This window comes from Paenibacillus sp. Pae15 (assembly GCF_024519685.1).
GTDB lineage: Bacteria > Bacillota > Bacilli > Paenibacillales > NBRC-103111 > Paenibacillus_G > Paenibacillus_G naphthalenovorans.
Map to the genome: position 1 here is coordinate 57,654 of NZ_JALJRM010000014.1, position 21,101 is coordinate 78,754.

The window sequence follows — 21,101 nt, forward strand, 5'->3', positions numbered from 1 at the left end:
GTTAGCTCTGCTCCGGTCAGCTGTTTTGATCCTTCTGGAACATCTCGTAAATGTTTTTCTTTGCATTCATGATATGCAATTCAATGCACCTTCGAAGCTCCGCCTGATCTCCGGCTGCCAAAGCACGATAAATGGCCTCGTGCTCCCGGACTCCCTCGATCATGCTTTCTCTCGGCTGGCGGCCGTAAACGTAATAGGCATAAGCGTGCGTACCCAAATTATTATATATTTGCAGCAATCGATTATTGCCCGAGCACTTCATGAACAATTGATGAAACTCCTGGTCCAACGAATAGTTTTTAAAATATTCGTTTACGTTGGAGACGTTTTCAATCAGACGCTTATGCTCCGACAGGTTTTCGATAAATTTCTGCCGGATTTTCTCGTCCCGGTTAAAGTTTTCGATCGCTTTCTCGATATAGCGCGTTTCGAACATCAGCCTGATGTCGATCAGTTCCTCGATTTCCTCCAATTTGACTTTTCGTACGTTCACACCCCTTCTGGGTGTACTTTCCACCAAGCCTTCGCTGATCAAACGGTTCAAAGCTTGCTTGATGGGGGTTTCGCTGATTCCGTAGCGTTCGTACAGTTCTCTGATAATAATCTTTTGTCCGGGAACCAATACTCTTTGCGTAATATCTTTCTTTATTGCTTTATAGGCGACATCTACAAGCGTTTCGGTTTTATAATCCATCGTATCCAACCCGTAGTTCTCCTTCCAGGACATCCATGTGCGCAATACTTTATCGGATTAAAGTTTTAGATCTAAAATTTAAAATCTGTATATATTTACTATTGTACATAAAAATTCCTTGTAATCAATAAAAATTTTTACAGATTTTGGCATTAGAGGAAGCTGCAAACATAAAAATCCGCCATCCTTTTGCAGTAAAATGCAATTGGACGGCGGATTTTGCCGATATGTTTCAAATCCGATCCATAAACCAGACAGCTCCCATGAAAGCTATGATTCCGGAGATGCCGTACACCATTCGGGGATACCACGATATCCGTGCGGCATAGATCAGGGCGGGCAGCAGCACCGCCAGAACTGCCAATTGGCCGACTTCGACGCCGAGATTGAAGGAGAACAAGGCTAACAAATAATCTTCTCCAAGCGCTCCATGCAATATGTCTGCGAAGCCGAAGCCGTGAATGAATCCAAAAAGCAGCGCAACCAGCCACCGATAGCCGTGCCGTTTCAACCAAATGTTCTCGATGGCGACAAATACGATGCTGAGCGCAATGAGCGGCTCAATAACCGATAACGGCGCCCGTACAATATCCAATGCCGACAGTGCCAACGTTATACTGTGGCCGACCGTGAAGGCCGTTAAGATTTGAACATACGCCTTTGTTTTCTGCTTTACGACCAACAGTCCGAGCAGAAACAGAAGATGATCGTAGCCTGTCCAAATATGCAGCATGCCGGTAACGAGAAAATCTCTGAAGGTAAATAACCAGCCCGGAACCGCTATTTCCATCGTTCTCCTCCCGCTCCCATCGCTAATCTTCTCGCTGATGTCGCGCATTTGAGCGTTCAGCACCATTTGAACGGGCTGATTCCCCGTATGGACGGTCACGAAATTTTGGTGCTGCGGATCATCCAGGTCGAAAAAAAACGCATAGTGGATGCCGTACTCCTGAACCGGCCTATCAAAGGTGCTGGACAGCTCCATGCGGACAAAATCCATTCCGTTCTTCTTCTCTACCGTATGGCTCTTCAGCATAAACCGGCCCTTTTCACCGTTGCCGGTGACCTCAAGCGATTCGCCGATGAGCCGCTGCAGATCCTGCTCTGTCCAGATGGGTCCTGCCGGAGCGGAAGCTGCCGGATCGAGGACAATCACCTTCCTCGTTCGGATGGTCACCCATTGCTCTACTTCCCTGGCTTCCAAATACAGCGTATAGTTTATTGTTTTACCGGCGGCCCGGATATCCGAATAACCGATCGTGCCTATGTGCGCCTCGGCCATAAGCGGCATGCCCGCAGCCTGCACGGCTATAAGCAGGACAAAGGCTGCAATGATGCGAATAAGCCGCTTGCTCATTCCTTATTCACCAATGCCAATATGAGTTTGGCGCTTTCCGCCCGTGTTGCGCTGCCGCTCGGAACGAACTGCCCGCCGGAGCGGCCTTCAATGATATGAAGCGCGGCTGCTTTGCCTACAGCCGACTGGGCCCAAGCGCTGATTTGTCCCGCATCGATAAAGTCCGCTTTCCCTTCGGCCAGCGGTTTGCCGGATTTTTTCTCCATGGCTCTGACTATCATCACCGCCATTTCCTCACGGCTGATGGTCCGGTCCGGCTCGAAGCTAAGCTCGTTTGTCCCTTGAACGATTCCCGATTCATAGGCCGCATTAACGGCCTCCGTATACCAGGCATCGCCGTTCAGATCCTTGAAATGAGCAGCGCCCGGCGAAGCCTTCAAACCAAGAGCCCGTACCAGCAGCGCCGCAAACTCGGCGCGAGTCACAGGGTTCTCCGGAGCAAATAAGCTGTCGGATATGCCATCGGCAATGCCTTTGAACGAAAGCTCCTGAATCAGCGAGTAAGCCCAATGGCTGGAAGGCACATCCTGATAAGTTTTGACATATTCGAATACGCCATAAACACTGAAGTGATTCACATTCGCCGTATAGCTGCCCTGAGCATAAGTTCCCCCGATAAAATGGAATTTTCCATTATCATCGATATAGTAAATGCCCGCCAGCCTCGGATTGGTTACATGCCCGGCCGGAAGCGTAATCGTAACCGGTTTGGCAAACTCAGTCAAACGGGAAACCGTTCCGGTCGAATCCATAACTTCAATCGTCAAATCATACGTCCGGCCTCGGGATAGGAGATACTCGCCCCTCTTCTCTGCGGCAGGTTCGATCTTGACCATAATCTGACTGCCGCCTCGTTCCCCGGCGGGCAGCAAATTGGCTGCTTGTGCCAGTACATCGGACGGAATGGACAGGTGCACCTCGCTTGTCCGAATCGAAACGGAGCTGTTTTCGCCAATGTATTCAGCCGCATTGGCCGGCAAAGAAACGCCTGTCCGGCCGTCCGCAACAGAGATGCTGACGGGTCCGCTCTGACCCTTCAAGTCATCCGGCTTCACGGCTTGCAGACTGCCGTCCGTCCCCGAATTCCGCCCCGGTAACGCACCGCCTGCGCCACCCCCTGCACCGCCTCCGCTGCTGCCGCTTGAGGAATCACTCCCATTGCTTACAGGACCCGTTCCGGTTGTGAATTCATAAATGTCCGAGGTCGTAAATCCGCCGTACGCATCTTCCAGTGTCGTATACCAGTAATACATGCTTGAGCCCTTGTCCAGCCGCCAAGGAACTTCCGCACGGCCGCCGCTAGGCACATTTTTCCTTTCCCCGATTTTCTCTTTGGTATACACGTTGACGCCGATATAATCGGTCGCCACTTGCTTGGCAATCGGCTTTAGATGGATCGGCAAGCTGAATTCTTCCGTCTCCGGCTTGTCTTCAAAGTAAATGTAATCGTCGAGCAGCGGCGAATACGTATTGACCATCAGCTGATTATTTTTCATATCGAATTGCAGCAGGCGCATATACCCCAGGCCGCCCTGCGGCCCGGATTGATAATCCGCCAGCATCTCAATGACGGTATTGCCGTTATCCCCGTGCCTCACGTTGTAAGCCACCCCGTGTATATGACCGCACAGCACCATGAACACATTTTGATTTTTGGAAACGAGCTTTTTCCACAAATCTTCGCCTTGACCGGCATAGAAGCCGCCCGGCGCAATGTATTCGTGGGTCGCAATAATGGCATTGCGGTCAGGATACTTTTTCAGTACCTCATCAGCCCATTGAATCGTTTGGTCGTCAATCTGCCAACCCAGATAAAGAATGATGAAATCATTACCTTTTGCCGAAATAAGATCGTAGTGGTCGCGGTTGTTTTCCAGGTCTCCCCCGTACCACGGATTGTTCTCAAAGCGGTGGCGCCCGAAATATTTCCAATATTCGTTATATACCGCCTCATTATGATTAACGTCATGGTTACCCGCTACCACCCCATACGGAATTTGAGCGTCATCCAGCGTTTTCATGCTGGCGTCTGCCGCCGCCCATTGATCCGGCTGGTCAAAGTCGTCCACAATGTCCCCGGTATGGACGACATATTGGATTTTCTTCTCCTGCGCGTGGTCCGCAATCCATTTGGTCATCGTTTTGTAGGTGTCCGGCCAGCTTTCCGAGTAATATTGGGTGTCACTCATCCAAGCAAACGAGAAATCGTACTGATCCGGAGAAGGGATCAAATCCTGCACAAGAACATGAATTTTTTGATCCTTCACCATATCGGCGACGCTTACGTTCGCTTTCAAGGTGAAATCCTCCGTACCCATGCCCGAAGCTGCGGCCTGCCACTTTCCGGTGGTGTGGTTCCACGTATACAGCGTCACCTGCCGTTCCGGCTTGGAATGTCCTCGCCATTGCACCTCTACTTGCTCAATACCCGTCAAATCGTCCGCAATCGTAAATTCAAAACGCTGATAAGGCAATTTCTCGTCATATTCGGTTGAAAAATATTGTCCGTCGATCGCTTTTACCGCTTCGACGGCCTCGCCGGAGAACGGAGTTTCCCCCGCAGGTTCCAGCTCCAGCGGAGGTTCGCGGTCCGCTCCGTTCGAAAAGGCTTGCTTCGGTGTTTTGTCAGTAAAATCATACTGATAGGCTTTGTAGAATGTCACGTCCAGCGGATCGCCGGTCGGATCATTCACGGTAACGGCCAATGAGGCGTTTAAGTCTACTCCCGCTGCACCCTGCGCCGGAGACGGATTGACCGGCTTGTACGGGTGCTCCTCAACCACGGAGAAAGGAACCTTTTTGACGAGCTCGTTGCCGGCTTTATCCGTTACAATCGCTTCAAACTCATGAGTGCCCGGCGTCAAATTCAAAGCATTCACGACGGCAGGCAAAGACAAATCGTTGCCGTCCAGCTTGCCCTCCACGGCTGCAATACCGGAAAGCGCATCGTCCGCACTGATCGAAAATGAAATGCTGCCTTTATACGTTTTGTTTTCCTCGATGGACAAGGCTGTGATGAAAGGCTTGGTGTTATCTACAATTACTTCCGCGGAAACTTTCTTCAGCGGTTCCGAGCCATCCACCTGGATCGAAACCGTATGCGGACCCTCCGCGACTTGGGTCGTATCCCAGGCATACGTGCGGCCGGTCAGCTTGTCATCCGGAATGGTAAATGTCATGTCTGCGCGTTCTTTGGCCGTTACATCGTTGAACGAGCCGTCGCCGAGTGCGATTTTACCGGTTGGTCCCGCTGCATACGAACCGTCTCCCATCTTGATTTGGGTCGATTCGACCGGAATAATTGTTCCGTCAGGAAGAACAAGGCGTACATTTTGAATGGTGAAATCGTCATTGTTATCGGTCGTATCGAGCGGGTCCACGCGATTACCCGAAGAAACGGAAATGACGTTCGCGCCGGCTTTCAAATCGTCAGCCGGAATTTCTACGGTTACGATTTGATTGCCTGCAATATTGGCGTCAAAAATTTTCAATACTTTATTGCCGACCAGCAATCCGTTTTTGTATCCGGCATTAAAGCCGTCCACTTCCATGACGAACGTAGCCGGGCGCACCATCTTGTTGACGGTCGGCACCTTTACGCCGTCGACAAACAGAGAGGTTGCTTCATTCTCGTCACTGCTTGCTCCCAGCAGCATTTGCGTGCCCGACAAGAAATCGCCTGTTTTGACATTCAGGATCAACGGCTCGACAGCCTCATGCTGAATGGTAATGGCATACGGCTTTCCTCCGTTTTGAGCCATAGACGTAACTACATTGTTACCGTCAGACGCTTCAAAATAATATTCCAGCGCTTCCGTTTTCTGAAGGTCATATAAAGAAATGGTCTTGGCTTCGTAAAATCCTTCACTGTTTTTCTCCAGATTCTCGGCTTTAAAAGTATCCTCTTCCTTGTTCTTACGGTAAAAAGTCACGCGTTTGACTAGGTTGTCGTCTGTAATGCCTGCTTTCAAAGTCAGATCAATCGGCGGTGTCGCCAGCAGCGGCATCGTATGGTCAATGACCGGCACCGTTGTATCGTTCACTGCGGATTTCGCCTGCGGCGGCACTTGACCGGCAATGACAGCGGCAGGAGTAGCCGTTTGTCCATACGCTCTCTTCATCATGACTTTGCTGCCGTCTTTCGGATATTCGTACACAATCCCTTTTTTGCTGACGGCTTCATTAGCCTGCTCGCCATCGTTATAGGAAGCGCGGGAAATTTCCACACCGGTGTCCGTCATAAGCGCAAGCGTTCTTTTCTCCGAATTGATCATGCCGTCGTTCGGGGCGGTTCGGACCATTTGGTCATCGGTAATACTGGAGCCGAAGTTTGCGTTAAAGTCCGCCGTCGTTTTCCCTTGGCTTGCCGTATTGTTAATCCACAGCACCATAGCGCTTTGAGGCTGTACCAGCTTGTTTTCATCCAAATCCCAATCTTTAAACGTATTGTTCGGATAAATATATTTCAGCTTGTAATCTTTCAAGTTGATCGGGCGGTCTGTTGTATTATACACTTCCACATACTCATAGGTTTGTGGAGAATCGGGATTCGGCACAATTTCGGTAATGAGCAGATCCGGAACGACGTTATAATTTACCTCCGGGTAAACCGACAAGCTGAAGGTTTGATCGGTTTGCTCCGGAAGACGCGTTACATTCGTCCCGTCCGACGCCTCGAAATAGTAATGTAACGAGGAAGCGTCAATCAGCTCCGTCTTAGGAATCGTGGCTGAATAGGTCATTCCGGCGACGGTCATGGGCAGAGATGTAAAGCTGCTCTGCTTGTCCGTTTGATACAACAGCTTTATATATACTAGCTGCGTCTCTTCATAGACGGAAGCAGATACGGTGAAGTTCTGCGCTTCAATTCCTGAAGCGGTTGGCGTATGCTCGATGTACGGAGCCCAATAGTCCGCCGGCAAATGGACAGGCGCTGCCGGAGTTTGCCCGGCTGCTAATGTCCCGGGGGTTGGCGCTACCTTCGAGCCAAGCTTGATCATCGTATGGGTTCCGGCCGCAGGCGGCTGATACGTAACTGTCTTGCCATCTGCGGAATCCGAAGTGTCGGTAGAATTCGGAGCGTTGTAGCTTGCCGTTACGATCCGGTTCAGGCCATGATCCAGCGCAAGGGACAGACTGCGCCCTCCCGTATTGGCCATTCCTCCCGAATGAAACCGGGCCACCTGCGATTCGGTCAAGCTCGTTCCATATGCCGTATTAAAGTTGCTCAGGTCATCGGTAATCCCGCCATTATTAGCCGGGTCCGTCACATTCCACAGCACCATCACTGCACCCGGGGCCAGCGGCTTGTCCTCCGTGATATCCCATTCCAGCGGAGCCCGGTTATCATAATAATCATAAATAATCTTGTAATCCTTCAAATTGATCGTCTTGTTGCTGTTATTATAAATCTCTATGTACTCATATGGCTCCGCAGACACCCCGGAAGGCTGTTTGGAGTTAAACATAATTTCCGTAATCAGCACATACGGAGGTGCGGCCGCCGCTTCAACCTTCGGAACCGTACCTGCCATTGGAAGGCCGGATACGGCGACGGCGAAAGCTAAAAACAATTTGATCCATTTCCGTTTCAACACATTCTCCCCATCCTTATCATGATTTACCGCACAACCAGAACATACGATCCCGCATTCAAACGTGTGCGTATTTATGGATTATAGTGAAGGTTTGTAAGCGGAATATCATCTCAATTTTAAGAAAAAGTAAACAGATTCTGAAATATTTCAGCCCGCAAAAAAGCCACAATGCGAGGGTTGTCGCATTGTGGCTCAGGACAAGTCGTAGCGAAGCCGTAACGATTTCGGCCAAAGTAATCGGTTTCATTTTTTGCGCGTCATCCAACTCTTCCCGGCCTATTTTTACCCGGATGCGTTCTCGTCTTCCAACGCCTGGTCGGCCGCTTTCCACGCATTGAAAATATGCTCTTCCGCTTTTTTCTGGGCCGTTGTTCCATCCCGCTGCAGAATGGCCGAGGCGATGAGCCGATGCTCGTTCAACGTGCTGTACTTGCGTGTGCTGTTTTTGGTCCAAGCCGTCGACCTGATCAAAGTAATCGGATTTTGTAAGCTCTCCAGCATTTTTCTCAGCACTTCGTTTTTGGATATGTAATAAATTTTAGAATGGAATTCGTTGTTGATTTCGGCAATCACTTTATAATTGGTCAGCTCTTTTTCCTTTTCAAAAACAACCTCCATTTCATTTAAAAACGAGTGAAAGTCCGCCAGCTCCTCCTCGGTTGCATTCTCGGCGGCAAGTTTGGCGGCTAAGCCCTCCATAACCGCTCTCGTTTGATAGAAATCGAGTATATTTTTCCTGGACAGTTTGGTTACGAAAATTCTCCGATGAGGCAGCGTTTCCACTAATCCTTCCGATTCCAGCTTGTTCAGGGCATCGCGAATCGGGGTGCGGCTCACCTCCAAATCCTGCGCAAGATTGGTTTCGATCAATCGTTCTCCCGGCCGGTACACCCCGGCTAAAATGTTATTTTTCAGCTGCTCGTATACAACTTCCCTGATCGTTTTAGGCCGAATCATATCTTTTTGTTCTCTCCCTTTTATCTAAACAAGCTTATTAATGGAATCATAACAATAAGTAGAACGACAATCAATAACGTCAGGGAAAATCTTACATTTCGCTTCTGCTTCATCGCCGCCCTGTTCCTTGATCGGTTTTAGGGCAAATTTCATCCTCTCCAAGCTTTTTTAATCATTCTCATGACGAACGGCATGGCCAGTATGCATAAAATCAGAATGAACAACGTCAGTGAAACAGGACGTGTAACGAAAACATCCAGGCTTCCATGCGAAGAAAGCAGGGACTGCCGCAAGGTATTCTCCGCCATGGGCCCCAGGACTAAAGCCAGGACGGCTGCTGCGGGGGAAAATCCGTTCCGCTTCATAAAGTATCCAATGATTCCGCAGATCAACATAATCCAGGTTTCCACGATACTTGCATGAAGAGTGTAGGTTCCCAGCACGCAAAGGACAACGACCATAGGAAGCAGCAAACGGTAAGGAACCTGCATGACCTTTACAAATAGCGGGATGGCGACAATATTCACCAACAGCAGTACGACATTGCCCAAATACATGCTGGATACCAGGCCCCAGACAAAATCGGGATTGCTGTCCATCAGCAGCGGCCCGGGCTGCAGCCCCCACATCATGAACGCGCCAAGGAGAACCGCAGTGGAACCCGAACCGGGAATCCCAAGGGTCAGCAAAGGCACCATCGCTCCCGCCGAGGCCGCATTGTTGGCCGCTTCCGGACCGACCAGGCCCGGCATGGCGCCCTTCCCGAATTTTTCCGGGGTCCTGGAAAGTTTCTTTTCCATAGAGTAAGACATCAGAGATGCAATCGTAGCCCCCGCACCCGGCAGCACTCCGACAAAAAATCCTAACAGCGACCCGCGGATAAAGGTATATTTGCTTTCCAGATAATCTTTCGCATTGGGCCAGAAGTTTTTCTTAAAGGAAAAAACAATCATTTCTTTCTTTCCTTCCCGATGGGCTCCTTCATGGACGGAACTTAGAAGTTCCCCGATACCGAAAAGGCCGATGGCCACGGGAATAAAGTCGATGCCATTGATCAGTTCGGCCGATCCGAAGGTAAATCTTTGTTGGCCCGATACGACGTCAACGCCTACCATGGAAATGGCGAAACCGAACAAAGCCGAAATGATGCCGTTAATCTTGTTGTCTCCCATCATAAAAGTCAACATCAGCAGACCCATCAACATCAGCATGAAATATTCCGACGGGCCGAATGATACGGCAACATCGGCCAGAAAAGGGGCCATGGAGGAAATCAGGATGACCCCGAGTGTACCGCCTATAAACGAAGCCACCGCCTGCATGACAAGCGCGGGGCCCGCCCGACCTTGTTTGGCGAGCGGATACCCATCTAATGTACTTGCGACGGTTGCCGATTCCCCGGGCGTATTAATCAGAATAGAAGTAATCGTGCCTCCATACATGGAACCGTAGTATATCCCGGCAAGCATAATGATTGCCGTTGTGGGATTCAATGAAAATGTCAGCGGCAAAAGGATGGCGATTCCGGCTGATGGACCGAATCCGGGGATGATCCCTACAATCATGCCGATAAACGCCCCTATGGTTACAAATAATAAATTGGTAGGAGTGACTGCTATTGAAAAACCCAATAGCAAATGATCCCAAAATTCCATACTGCTCGCCTCCCACAGCTTTTACATAAATCCCAGTATTCCCTTTGGCAGCCCCGCATTCAGCCAAAGCTCAAACATAGCAAAGACTAACGCCGGAATCGTGATGCTGATGACCGCATTCTGCACATATCGTTTGCGGTTGAAACGAAACAGAATGAAATAAATGTACAATGCCATTGCGGGTACGGCCCCGATATAAGTCATGAGCAGAACAAGCAGAAATGTAAGAAGAATCACCCACCCTATATCGCCGGCATACCCCTCGCTGCCTTCGTCCGATCGTCTGTTCCGCCAATCGTTCATCACCCGAATGCCTGTAAATATGAGAAGCAAAAGACCAATCGTGATGGGAAACAGACCGGGACCCGGCTTGCCGGAGCTTGTGAAAAATTCGAATTCAAGGCTTAACAGAAAAAATACCCAAGTGAACAAAAAGAGAAATGCGGAAAATCCCAGTTTCATCATGCCCACTATTTTATCGCTCCCGTCTCTTTAAGAAGTGTCTTAAAGGTGTTGGTTGTCTCTTCAAGATATTGGGCAAAATCGTCCCCAAATCGTATATCTTCCGTCAAGCTGTTATCACTGATGTACTTTTTCCATTCCGGTGTTTCCGCGACTTTTTTCATCGTCTCAATCCACCAGTTCTGAACGTCATCTGAAACGCCGCCTGCCAAAACAATTCCGCGCGGCATAGGCAGGTTCACGTTGTAGCCGAGTTCCTTGAAGGTGGGGACGTCCGATAAGGACTGTATCCTGCTATTACCAGAAAATGCAAGCGGTTTCATTTTTTCGGCTTTAATTTGCCCCAATACTTCCGATGGATTTGCCATCATGGCATCGATGCTTTTTGAAAGCAGGCCCGAAGTACTTTCTCCTGCAGATTGGAACGGCACATACTCAAAATCGAATCCGGCTTCTTTCGCCAGCATGCGGGGGATAATGTAATCCACATTCACCGCTCCCAACCCTCCGATACTCATTTTTTTGCCGCTTTTTGCGGTTTGGATGAAATCGTCCAGCGTATTGTACGGAGAGTCGCCGTTTACAATAAACACCATGTCGTCCGTTGCCATCAATGCGACCGGGGTAAAAGATTTGTAGTCAAAGCCCGTATTGGAAAGCAGCGGTGTTGTGATAAAGCTTCCGCTGGTGGAACTGATTTGATAAGGATCCCCTTTGTGGCTGTTCAGATACCCCCAACCCGTGGCCCCGCTGCCGCCCTGACGATTTTCAGCCACAATCGGCGGTGTATACAGTTTGTTTTTTTTCAAAATATCGATAATGGTTCTGGACATGATATCGTTTCCTCCGCCGGGTCCGAAGGCGATCGTCCAGTCAAGCGGCTTTTCCGGATATTTGAATTCCGTTTTCGATTGCGTTTGTGTATTCTCTGAAGCGCCGTTGGCGGGTTGGCCGTTCCCTCCGCCCGCTCCCCCGCAGGCGCTTAATGAAAAAGCCGTCAGAGCAGCCAACATCATTTTCCATACTCCACTTTTCATAATAAACTCTCCCTTTCAAAGCAGATAAAAGGTGGCGGTCGCCATGGCGACCGGTTTTCCGTCCTGATTCGTCATTCTCGATTCCATCTGGACGATTTTCTTCCCTTTCTTCAAAAAAGCGGCTGTGCATGTAACGATTCCACCATGGACACCGCTCAGATACTGGGTTTTCATTTCGAGAGTAACCGCCGAACCAAGAAATTTTTTGCACAAATGTCCCATAGACACGTCGAGGATGAAGGAAATAACCCCGCCATGCAAAGTCCCCTGCGGATTGAACATGTAATTTTCGACAGGGGCTTCCACGATGCAAACTTCATCCCCGTACTTGAATTTCAAATCAAAAAAACGCGCCAGAAAAAACGTTTCAAAATCATTTGCCTGGGTGGCCATGGCTTCTTCAAATTTGATCCTAGCCTGTTCCATATTTATACCTTCTTCTCTAGGAATACTTGAAGTCCGGTTTACGTTTCTCCAAAAAAGCCCTGACTCCTTCTTGATAGTCTTCCGTGCTGAAGGAATCCTGCCGGAGTCTTTTCGTCTCCTCCGTATCTTCCGCCACGCCTCTCATAATTTCCGAAATGATATATTTCATGCTGCGTACCGTAAATTGCGCATTTTGGCACAATAGTTCCGCAAATTCGTAAGTTTTGCTTACGATTTCTTCCGGGGAATAGACTTCGTCGATCAGGCCGATTCGGAATGCGCGCTGCACATCGATGATTTTGCCGGATAAAAGAATATACTTTGCGTTGGCCGGACCGACCAGATCAACCAATTGTTTGGTCGCGTTAAGGCTGTATACCAGTCCCAATTTGGCGGGGGTGATCCCAAAACGGCCGGTCGTATCGGAAAAACGGAAATCGCATGCCAACGCCAACTCGCACCCTCCTCCGATACAAGGTCCCTGAATCATCGCAATCGTCGGCTTTTTAAAGTGGGCTAATCTTCTTTCCGCTTTATGACAAGCATCGTTGTAAGTTTTCGCCCCTTCCGGAGTCGATCTTAATGTTTTGAATTCGCTGATATCAGCCCCGGCGGCAAACGCCATTTCATCCGCCCCGCGCAAAACGAGCACCTTGATCCCCCTGTCCTGCTCGGCATCTTCCAACAGGGAAGGAATCGTTTTCCACATTTCGTGGGTCAAAGCATTCCTTTTTTCCGGCTGATTAAAATAAATCGTGGCAATTTCACCTTTTTTCTCAAGATAAACATGATTCGTAGACATCAGATGATCATCCTTTCCGGATATTTATTGTATACCACATTTTCATTATACAGCTCCTTGATTTCCTCTTCCTGCAATCCCAGCTCATTCAATACCTCGTTCGTATGCTGCCCAAGCCACGGCGCAGGCGTTCGGATCGAAAGCGGCGTCCCGGAGTATTTGACGGGGAACCCTATGGTTTTCATATCCCCCAGGATGGGATGATGAATTTCCAGAACCATGTCCCTGGCCAAAATGTGCGGATCGTTTAACGCTTGTTCGTAAGTGTAGACCGGTCCTCCCGGTACGCCGGATTCATCCAATTTTTCCACCCAATGCGAGGTCGGTTGCTCTTTCAATATTTCTTCTATCATGCTCTCCAGCAAGTCGATATTTTTCATTCTTGTCTGCAAATCGATGAACCGCGGATCGCCGACCCACTCCGGTTTTCCTAAAACCTTATTGCATAAGTTGGTCCAAAGCTTATCGTTTCCGGCTCCAATCGTGACATACCCGTCTTTCGTTTTGTAGGCTTGATAAGGAGTGGACCGTCTATGACGCGCTCCGGTTGCAGCCGGAATTTCCCCGGCCCCAAAGTAAGCCGCTGATTCCCAGAACGTCCATGCCAACGCGGCATCGACCAGGGACGTTTCCAGATACTGCCCTTCCCCGGTTTTAAGCTTATGGATATAGGCGCCCAAAATTCCATAGGCCGCCGTTATGCCGGCAGAGATATCATTAATGGCAATCCCGACTTTCACGGGACGTCCGCCGGGCTCGCCGGTCATTCTCATCAGCCCCGTAACGCCTTGGGCAACGATATCAAAACCTCCTTTCTGGCTGTATGGCCCCGTTTGCCCATACCCGGATATGGAGCAATAGATCACCCCCGGATTAACCGCTTTCACCGCATTGTAATCAATGCCCATTTTCGTTTTGACGTCAGGACGAAAATTTTCGATTACCACATCCGCCTTTTCAGCCAGCTGCATAAAAATGTGTTTCCCTTTTTCATTTTTCAAATCGAGCGCGATGCTTCTTTTGTTTCGGTTAGGCATAGCAAAGCAGTAGCCTTCGCCATTTTTAAAAGGCCCGACTCTCCTCGAATCGTCGCCGCCCGGGAATCGTTCCACTTTGGTCACTTCCGCCCCAAGATCGGCCAAAATCAACGTACAGTAAGGACCTGCCAAAAATTGGGTCAAATCCAACACTTTCATTCCATGCAAAGGCAGCATCAAAATCACCTCTCCTCAAAATGTTAAAAAATTCGTTTTGTATACAGTATTCCGTATCCAAAAAAAATATACTTCTGACTCACAGGTCAGAAGTATATTTTGCAATAAAATAAATTGATTAAATTGATAAAAAAGGCTGCATCCAACAATTAATACTGTATTCAGTTTTCATTATGATGGTAAGACCAATAAAACGAGGCTTGGATAAGGCATCCCGTTAACCGTCCCACTTCCTCCAGTTCCCTATTTGTACGGTTAACGGGATGCCCGTTCCTATTCCCAAATCCAATTGCCCAGTTCATCGAATTGAAGAAACTTGGGCTCATGATTTAACTCGATATGTGGCTGATTTTTGATCTCCTCATAAATGGCTTCGGTTACCCACAGATGTTCGATATGAAGGGTATTCCGGATTACCATCATACGCAGCTTGGCCGCATCATCGACCCGCAGCATTTGTAATGCCCCGTCAACAAGCGCCCGGTCATCGGCAAATGTCATCGGAACAGCCGCCCGAATCACGAAACCGCTTGTTGCGCAATTCAAATAAGTAGCCGTTTTATCCATTTCCTTCACCAGCGCTTCCGTTGTCAAATCGGCAAGCCCAATCCCCGTGGCATTGCCGTGGGACGGTTCGGATAAACGGAGTACTCCGATATAGGTGAAGTAAGGTTTTTGCGGTTCCAGTACGCCCTGAATACGAAGCCGGCCGATGATGTTCGTATCCATCCCGGTACCGCTGAAATTTTTTCCCATTTCTCCGACAATAAGCAAATCTGCCTGATCGGCAGGGAGGCTTGGCATAAAGCTTTTCGCTTGTGCCAAAAGAACCTTCTCCCTTTCAAAGATCCGGTCATAAGGTATGCCTTCCACGATTGCCGTTTGCTCTTTCGCATTCTCTACGACGCCAATCCCGCCGATGATCGGGGCATGCTCCAATATGCGTCCGCCGATCAAAGGAATCATATCGGCCAGGTAACCGGCGCCAAGGCTGTGGAACATGTCGGCTCCCTTCGCCCGTCCCATGCCAACCGTCATCATCTTTAACAAACCGCTTTCGTAGTCACCCCGAAACGAAGTATGCGGTTTGATCCGATTCACGACCACAACCCCGTCCGCCTCGAACGCTTCTTTCGCACAATAAACCGGAATTTGCCGTCCAAACGCTTCAAACTCGTCGATCAACTGCACATCCCTGGAGCAGGAAACCCGACAGCCCAGAGCCTCTTCTTTAATTCCCATGCTGTCCAATACTTCTTTTTGCCCCTCGGCTTCCCCGCGCCCGTGGCTGCCCATGGCCGAAAAGACAAATGGGAGATATCCTTTGGACTGAAGTACGCTCACTACCTTCCGCAAAATGTCTGCATAATTGGCAATCCCGCGGCTTCCGGCCGTTACCGCGATCGACGCTCCCGGCTTCAAACGCCGGGAACGGTCGTTTTGCAGTATGTTTTCTACGGCCTGCTCTATCGATTGTGAAATATCGCCGACAACCGGGGTCTGGGAATGAACCTGAATCGGATAAAGTTTAATTGAAGCTGCTTTAATCGACATGCTTTTCTCCTCCTAATATCGTTAGCCTACATTTCAATATCCGACGATAGTACTTCTTTTTTCTTCTTGAACCCGGCCAGAATACTAAGGATCATAATCACGATGGAAAGAATCAGCAGGGTGCCGGAAAGAGGTCTCGTAAACAAGGCGAAAAAGTCTCCTTTATAGATCGTCAGCGACTGCATCAATGAATCTTCCATAAGTTTCCCCAAAACGAACGTCAGTACGATAGGCGCCAACGGGATATCGACTTTTTTGAAGATGTAGCCTACGATGCCAAAGGCCACCATGACACCCACATCAAACAAACTGTTGCTGACGCTGTATGCCCCTACGGCCGCCACCGCCAAAATGATCGGGAACAGCAGCTTGAACGGTATCATCGTAATTTTGGCCCAAAATCCGGCCATCGGCAGGTTCATGATCAAAAGTATGAAATTTCCGATAAACATGCTGGCAATAACCGCCCATACGAAGTCCGGATTTTTCTGGAAAAGCTGCGGTCCCGGTGTCAGACCATGCATGATAAACGCTCCAAGGAGTACGGCAATCACCGGGGAACTCGGAATCCCCAAGGTAAAGAGGGGAATCAGGGCCCCTCCGCAATACGAGTTGTTCGCCGTTTCCGGACCGGCCACACCTTCGATCGCCCCTTTCCCGAAGCGGCTCGGATCTTTTGCCAGCTTCTGTTCAAGGGAATACGACAAGATCGCCGGAATCACCGAATTCGTCCCCGGGAGCAAACCGATGATGAAGCCAAGTCCGCTTCCACGCAAAATGGCGGCTATCGTCGGCTTCCATTCTTCCCGCCTCGGCAGAAGCCCTTTGACCTTCGGCGGTTTTTCCGCCTTCAAATTTTTTTCCGCGCTGATCAAAATTTCAGAGATCCCAAACAGCCCCATGGCTAAAGGCACAAAATCAAAGCCGTTCATCAATTCCATTCGATCAAAGGAAAAGCGAACGACACCCGTTACCGGATCCAATCCGATCAGGGCAAGATTTAACCCGATGACTGCGGCAATCATGCCGCGGATGACCGATTTGCCCATCAGGCCGATGACCATGGTCATTCCGAGTATCATTAAGGCGAAAAATTCCGGCGGACCGAACTGCAGCGCCAGCCGGGCAATGGGCGGTCCAATGAGCGCGAGACCGATGATGGACAGCGTCCCCCCGATGAAGGAGCCGATTCCGGCCACACCCAAGGCGGTTCCCGCCCTGCCTTGCTTGGCCAACGGATGGCCGTCAAGGCATGTAATGACGGAGGCGGCTTCCCCCGGCGTGTTGATCAATACGGATGTAATCGTCCCGCCATACATCGCCCCGTAATAAATCCCGGACAACATAATAATCGCGGAAATCGGCTCCATGCCAAACGTCAGCGGCAAAAGGACAGCGGTCCCGGTGGTCGGGCCCAGGCCCGGCAGGACACCGACAAGCATCCCGATCGTAACGCCGATGAAACAATACAATAAATTCCACCAACTGAAAGCTGTTTCAAATCCCGAAAGCAAATATTCCATCGCGGCTTCCCCCTTTATAACCCGAATACATTTTCAGGCAGGGGAACGTTTAATAACGATTGGAAGACATAAAAGATCGCCAATGTTACCGCCACCGAAATGCCTAATCCCCAATACCACTTATATTCCCTGAAAAACAATATGAACAGCATGACAATGCTCGCGATGGTATAGCCTGTGTAGGGTATTATAATCAGAAACACGATGAAGGCCGCAAATATCGAAGCCACTTTCCTTAATCCGGCACCTTTAGGAAAAATGTCACTTAATTTGATCCTTTCTTTTCGAATCGATTCCACAATATACAACAAGGAAAGAAGGATTAAAAATCCGCTCAGCCAAAGGGGCAATAATCCGGGACCCGGTCCATAATTGCTGTAATAGTCATAGGATAATGACTGCCAAAAGAGGGTGCCGGCAATAATGAGAATGACCAAACCGACCCAAACGCCTGCATTTTTCAATTCTCTCACGTCCTTTGTCTCCTTTGATTTGGCCAGCGAGGATTGACCTGACAGTGACACTATCGTTCCAACTGAAGGGGGATTACCATCCAAGTAAATCTCTTAATGCAAGCACATCCTGCTCATCTTTTTCCAACAGATCCATATAATCTTTTCCGTCTTTATAGTCCACTTGAAGGCCGGATTGGCCTTGCTTATCGATCTGTTCCTGATTTTTGATGCCTTTTTCCAATGCCGCACGTAAAATTTCCAGCTTATGCGGATCGATGTCCTTCGGAGCGGCAATTCCCCGGGCGGAACCGGAAATAATCCCGCTGAATCCGCTTTCCTCCAATGTCGGAATATCGGACAAGAAGGGGGAACGTTTTTCGGCCATCACGGCCACGACCTTGATCTCGCCGCTGTTATGAAGCGACGTGACTTCCCCGACATTCGCGAATAAAACATCCACATGACCGCCGATCACTCCGGTCTGGCTTTCTGCGGCTCCTTTGGTATGCACGGCCGTGAATTTGGTGCCCAAGGCCTTATTCATTTTCAATATGGCATAATGATCATCGCTACCCACTCCGGTAGAAGTGGCGGTTAATTCATTATTCCTGGCGTATTCAATTAAACCTTTGATATCCGTAAAACGGTTCTCATCTCTGCGGATGGCGATGGCCCCAGGATCCGTAACATGGTTAGCGATCGGGGCGAAGCTTTTCAGATTCTCCTTGCGTTTTTGCTTTGGATCCAGGTAACCCGTCATCAGGTTTGGGGTATTAATATACCCGATGGTATAGCCGTCCGGCTTGGCATTCGCCAGCTCCGTCCAACCGATCCAACCGCCGCCGCCGGGCTTATTTATGATATTGATCGGCACGCCGAGCTCTTTTTCCACGTAAGGCATAAGCATGCGCGCTCCGACGTCCGTACCGCCGCCAGCCGCATAAGCAATGATCAGATTGATCGGCTTATCCGGCCATTTTTCCTTTTGCGGTTCCGGATCCGGGGATGAACCTTGGACGGAAGATGATTGGCTTCCGCCTCCGCCACAAGATGTAAGCGCTAACGTTAAAATGACCGCCAAAGACAGGTTAATCCATTTTTTCACAGCCATTCACCCTGCTTTCCTAATTTTAAAATTAAGTCATTCTGGTAATGCAAAACTGCTCATCATGCCCCAAAATTTCCGCCTTGACCATTTTTCCGGAGGCCACCTCGAGAATTTCGCGGTAAATTTCTTCTCCCATTTGCTGCAGCGTCTTTTTGCCAAGCAATACTTCACCCGCGTTGATATCTATATTTTCTTTCATCTTTTCATAGGTTTTGGGGTTGCCTGTAATTTTCAGTACGGGAACGCCCGGAAATCCCGTCGGCGTCCCTCTGCCGGTCGGGAATACAATCATCTGCGCTCCCGCCGCTACCTGCCCGGTGCTGACCTCCCCGTCGTGCCCGGGAGAATCCATCAGCAAAAGCCCCTTCACTTTCGGCGTTTCGGCATACTGAATCGTACCGCTAAACGGGGCATTCCCGGACTTTTTCATACTGCCCAATGATTTTTCCACGACACTGGACAATCCTCCGTCATAATTTCCTGTCGAAATAAGATGAGTCCTCTTCACATTGCTGGACTCGCGAGTCTGCCGCTCAAGCTTTTTTTCCGTACGGGAGACGATCTCCTTGATCTCCTGCGCTACTTGCTCATTCACGGCTCTTCTCGCCAAAATATGCTCTGTACCGAGAAGCTCGGTAATTTCAGCAAGAATAGAGGAGCCTCCTTGGGATACCAGCATATCGGAGGCAATGCCTAATGCAGGATTTGCGACCAATCCCGATGTCATATCAGACCCCCCGCAATTCAGACCGATCATCAAATGACTGACATCCGCTTCCTCCCTCTGCTGTCTGGAGGCCATTTGTTGCAATTTCCTGGCGTATTTAACGCCCTTCTGGATCGCTGCCAGAGAGTCTCCTTCCTTTTGGATGACCACGGTCTCCAACATCTTTTGTGCCGGGGCTATCCCCTCCGCCAACTCGTAGGGACTAAAACGTTCGCAACCCAAACCCACTACAACGACGCCGGAAAAATTAGGATTTCTTCCAATTTGAATCAATGTTCTTGCGGTAATCTCCAAATCCTCGCCAACCTGGCTGCAGCCGACGGGATGACGAAAGTAAACGCTTCCAGGCACCTGATAGGCAATCCTTTCAGCCACTTTCGCGGAGCAGAAGACAGATGGGATGATCGCAATCAAGTTGCGAACCCCTACGGACCCGTCTTTTCTCCAATACCCCATAAACTTATCGGCCATGCTTCATTCCCCTTTCGCAATACATATTGTGGCTGTGTATCCAACCGCCTTTTGGAACCGGAACTTTCATTTTCCCGATTTCCTCGCCGTACTTATAAACGCTTTCGTCCCGGCCAATGGGCTGCAAAGCGATTTTGTGACCAAAGGGGATATCCTCAAGAACAACAATCGATTCCTCCCGGTTCTCTTTTCTGACTATGCAAAGATCTCCTTTGCTCAAATCCGTCAAAGCAACAGCTGTGTTGTCTTTCGGGTCTATGACAAGCGCTGCTTTCTCTTCATGGCTTGCGGCAAGCTTTACATCGTCCATACGCCTACTCCTATCTGAATAATTTATGATGGTCCGACCTATGAATGAACAAAAGAATGACATGTGGGATTAAATCCAATTCAATGGTATTATATTTACATTAATATGACGGGGTAATGTCGATATGAAAAAAAGTTACAATGTCAAAGCTTCACCGCGGATGTTCGAGCAAGTTGCCAGGCAAATAGCCGATTATATTCAGGCAGAGCAGTTGGAGCCGGGATCCAAGCTGCCCACCGAAAGGCAGTTAAGCGAGCTGCTTCAAGTCAGCCGTTCCTCTGTGCGCGAAGGCATACGGGTGCTGGAGCTGCTCCGTTTTCTGGATTCGAAGCAAGGGGAAGGAACTTTTGTATCCGATCCTCCTCCCTTTCTCATCCCTGACCGGGTGATCGGGCAAAAACTTGAACCACAAGCTTTGCGCCATTATTATGAGATCGCCCTCATGTGCGCGGAAACCGTTCTTATGCTGTCGATTCAACATCACGTCCGCTATAGTAACGTTTTAAGCGGGAAAACATTCTGGGAAAACCTGCTGTTTTTCATTACCGGTTTAGGGGAATCATTGGAAAATCCTTACTTTTTTGTTCTGTTTTCCGAAACCTTCGGGCTCGTCCTGCAATCCGGAGATTTGCCCGAAACAAGCGCGCCTTTTGAAATGCAGGAAATCATCGATGCTTACCATGCTTCCGATATCCATAAACTCAAAAAACTAATAAATTTATTATCTGAACATATATCCTTTCTGTAAACAG

General features: G+C 49.3%; 17 protein-coding genes. 1 reads left to right on the forward strand and 16 read right to left on the reverse strand.

Annotated elements, in window-relative coordinates; translation table 11 throughout:
* Positions 1 to 16 precede the first annotated feature (16 nt).
* The 16 genes from NR121_RS13490 to NR121_RS13565 all read right to left on the reverse strand — a co-directional run bounded on the left by NR121_RS13490 (position 17) and on the right by NR121_RS13565 (position 20,349).
* A complete protein-coding gene (locus NR121_RS13490) occupies positions 17 to 694 on the reverse strand; it encodes a GntR family transcriptional regulator (protein ID WP_256831335.1) in 678 nt (225 codons plus the stop codon).
* A gap of 232 nt (positions 695 to 926) precedes the next feature.
* Entirely contained in the window at positions 927 to 2,051 is a 1,125-nt protein-coding gene (locus tag NR121_RS13495) for a HupE/UreJ family protein (RefSeq protein WP_054819868.1), read from the reverse strand.
* Positions 2,048 to 7,645 carry an S-layer homology domain-containing protein gene (locus NR121_RS13500; protein ID WP_256831326.1) on the reverse strand — a complete coding sequence of 1,866 codons (5,598 nt, stop codon included), beginning with the start codon at positions 7,643 to 7,645 and terminating at the stop codon, positions 2,048 to 2,050. The genes NR121_RS13495 and NR121_RS13500 overlap by 4 nt, the downstream gene beginning before the upstream one ends.
* Positions 7,646 to 7,930: 285 nt before the next feature.
* Complete coding sequence (locus NR121_RS13505) at positions 7,931 to 8,605, reverse strand: GntR family transcriptional regulator (RefSeq protein ID WP_062409118.1); 675 nt, start codon at positions 8,603 to 8,605, stop codon at positions 7,931 to 7,933.
* A 149-nt stretch (positions 8,606 to 8,754) separates the two neighbouring features.
* Complete coding sequence (locus tag NR121_RS13510) at positions 8,755 to 10,260, reverse strand: tripartite tricarboxylate transporter permease (protein WP_062409119.1); 1,506 nt, start codon at positions 10,258 to 10,260, stop codon at positions 8,755 to 8,757.
* 21 nt (positions 10,261 to 10,281) lie between these two features.
* Positions 10,282 to 10,725 (reverse strand): tripartite tricarboxylate transporter TctB family protein, encoded by a 444-nt coding sequence (locus NR121_RS13515; protein WP_249929589.1) that lies wholly within the window; start codon positions 10,723 to 10,725, stop codon positions 10,282 to 10,284.
* 5 nt (positions 10,726 to 10,730) lie between these two features.
* Entirely contained in the window at positions 10,731 to 11,759 is a 1,029-nt protein-coding gene (locus NR121_RS13520) for a tripartite tricarboxylate transporter substrate binding protein (protein ID WP_074727505.1), read from the reverse strand.
* Positions 11,760 to 11,774: 15 nt separating this feature from the next.
* Complete coding sequence (locus NR121_RS13525) at positions 11,775 to 12,185, reverse strand: PaaI family thioesterase (RefSeq protein ID WP_062409122.1); 411 nt, start codon at positions 12,183 to 12,185, stop codon at positions 11,775 to 11,777.
* A gap of 16 nt (positions 12,186 to 12,201) precedes the next feature.
* Positions 12,202 to 12,987: an enoyl-CoA hydratase-related protein gene (locus NR121_RS13530; RefSeq protein ID WP_256831327.1), complete on the reverse strand. Its 786-nt coding sequence runs from the start codon at positions 12,985 to 12,987 to the stop codon at positions 12,202 to 12,204.
* A complete protein-coding gene (locus NR121_RS13535; protein WP_062409124.1) occupies positions 12,987 to 14,201 on the reverse strand; it encodes a CaiB/BaiF CoA transferase family protein in 1,215 nt (404 codons plus the stop codon). Before NR121_RS13535 ends, NR121_RS13530 begins: the two co-directional genes overlap by 1 nt.
* 273 nt (positions 14,202 to 14,474) lie before the next feature.
* The gene (locus tag NR121_RS13540; RefSeq protein ID WP_256831328.1) at positions 14,475 to 15,755 is read right to left on the reverse strand and encodes a nickel pincer cofactor-dependent isomerase, group 22; all 1,281 of its coding nucleotides are present in this window, start codon (positions 15,753 to 15,755) and stop codon (positions 14,475 to 14,477) included.
* 26 nt (positions 15,756 to 15,781) lie between these two features.
* Entirely contained in the window at positions 15,782 to 17,278 is a 1,497-nt protein-coding gene (locus NR121_RS13545; protein WP_256831329.1) for a tripartite tricarboxylate transporter permease, read from the reverse strand.
* 14 nt (positions 17,279 to 17,292) lie between these two features.
* Positions 17,293 to 17,751: a tripartite tricarboxylate transporter TctB family protein gene (locus tag NR121_RS13550; protein WP_062409127.1), complete on the reverse strand. Its 459-nt coding sequence runs from the start codon at positions 17,749 to 17,751 to the stop codon at positions 17,293 to 17,295.
* A 73-nt stretch (positions 17,752 to 17,824) separates the two neighbouring features.
* A complete protein-coding gene (locus NR121_RS13555; RefSeq protein WP_062409128.1) occupies positions 17,825 to 18,844 on the reverse strand; it encodes a tripartite tricarboxylate transporter substrate binding protein in 1,020 nt (339 codons plus the stop codon).
* A gap of 25 nt (positions 18,845 to 18,869) precedes the next feature.
* Complete coding sequence (locus tag NR121_RS13560; protein ID WP_256831330.1) at positions 18,870 to 20,039, reverse strand: UxaA family hydrolase; 1,170 nt, start codon at positions 20,037 to 20,039, stop codon at positions 18,870 to 18,872.
* Entirely contained in the window at positions 20,029 to 20,349 is a 321-nt protein-coding gene (locus tag NR121_RS13565; protein ID WP_054818812.1) for a UxaA family hydrolase, read from the reverse strand. Before NR121_RS13565 ends, NR121_RS13560 begins: the two co-directional genes overlap by 11 nt.
* 124 nt (positions 20,350 to 20,473) lie before the next feature.
* On the opposite strand from NR121_RS13565, the gene NR121_RS13570 reads away from it, so the two are divergent.
* A complete protein-coding gene (locus NR121_RS13570) occupies positions 20,474 to 21,097 on the forward strand; it encodes a FadR/GntR family transcriptional regulator (protein ID WP_074727500.1) in 624 nt (207 codons plus the stop codon).
* Positions 21,098 to 21,101: the final 4 nt, after the last annotated feature.

Excerpts from the sequence above, each read along its gene's own strand:
- NR121_RS13490 (WP_256831335.1), bottom strand. The coding sequence starts at position 694 with ATGGATTATAAAACCGAAACGCTTGTAGATGTCGCCTATAAAGCAATA.
- NR121_RS13495 (WP_054819868.1), bottom strand. The coding sequence starts at position 2,051 with ATGAGCAAGCGGCTTATTCGCATCATTGCAGCCTTTGTCCTGCTTATA.
- NR121_RS13505 (WP_062409118.1), bottom strand. The coding sequence starts at position 8,605 with ATGATTCGGCCTAAAACGATCAGGGAAGTTGTATACGAGCAGCTGAAA.
- NR121_RS13510 (WP_062409119.1), bottom strand. The coding sequence starts at position 10,260 with ATGGAATTTTGGGATCATTTGCTATTGGGTTTTTCAATAGCAGTCACT.
- NR121_RS13515 (WP_249929589.1), bottom strand. The coding sequence starts at position 10,725 with ATGATGAAACTGGGATTTTCCGCATTTCTCTTTTTGTTCACTTGGGTA.
- NR121_RS13520 (WP_074727505.1), bottom strand. The coding sequence starts at position 11,759 with ATGAAAAGTGGAGTATGGAAAATGATGTTGGCTGCTCTGACGGCTTTT.
- NR121_RS13525 (WP_062409122.1), bottom strand. The coding sequence starts at position 12,185 with ATGGAACAGGCTAGGATCAAATTTGAAGAAGCCATGGCCACCCAGGCA.
- NR121_RS13530 (WP_256831327.1), bottom strand. The coding sequence starts at position 12,987 with ATGTCTACGAATCATGTTTATCTTGAGAAAAAAGGTGAAATTGCCACG.
- NR121_RS13535 (WP_062409124.1), bottom strand. The coding sequence starts at position 14,201 with ATGCTGCCTTTGCATGGAATGAAAGTGTTGGATTTGACCCAATTTTTG.
- NR121_RS13540 (WP_256831328.1), bottom strand. The coding sequence starts at position 15,755 with ATGTCGATTAAAGCAGCTTCAATTAAACTTTATCCGATTCAGGTTCAT.
- NR121_RS13545 (WP_256831329.1), bottom strand. The coding sequence starts at position 17,278 with ATGGAATATTTGCTTTCGGGATTTGAAACAGCTTTCAGTTGGTGGAAT.
- NR121_RS13555 (WP_062409128.1), bottom strand. The coding sequence starts at position 18,844 with ATGGCTGTGAAAAAATGGATTAACCTGTCTTTGGCGGTCATTTTAACG.
- NR121_RS13560 (WP_256831330.1), bottom strand. The coding sequence starts at position 20,039 with ATGGCCGATAAGTTTATGGGGTATTGGAGAAAAGACGGGTCCGTAGGG.
- NR121_RS13565 (WP_054818812.1), bottom strand. The coding sequence starts at position 20,349 with ATGGACGATGTAAAGCTTGCCGCAAGCCATGAAGAGAAAGCAGCGCTT.
- NR121_RS13570 (WP_074727500.1), top strand. The coding sequence starts at position 20,474 with ATGAAAAAAAGTTACAATGTCAAAGCTTCACCGCGGATGTTCGAGCAA.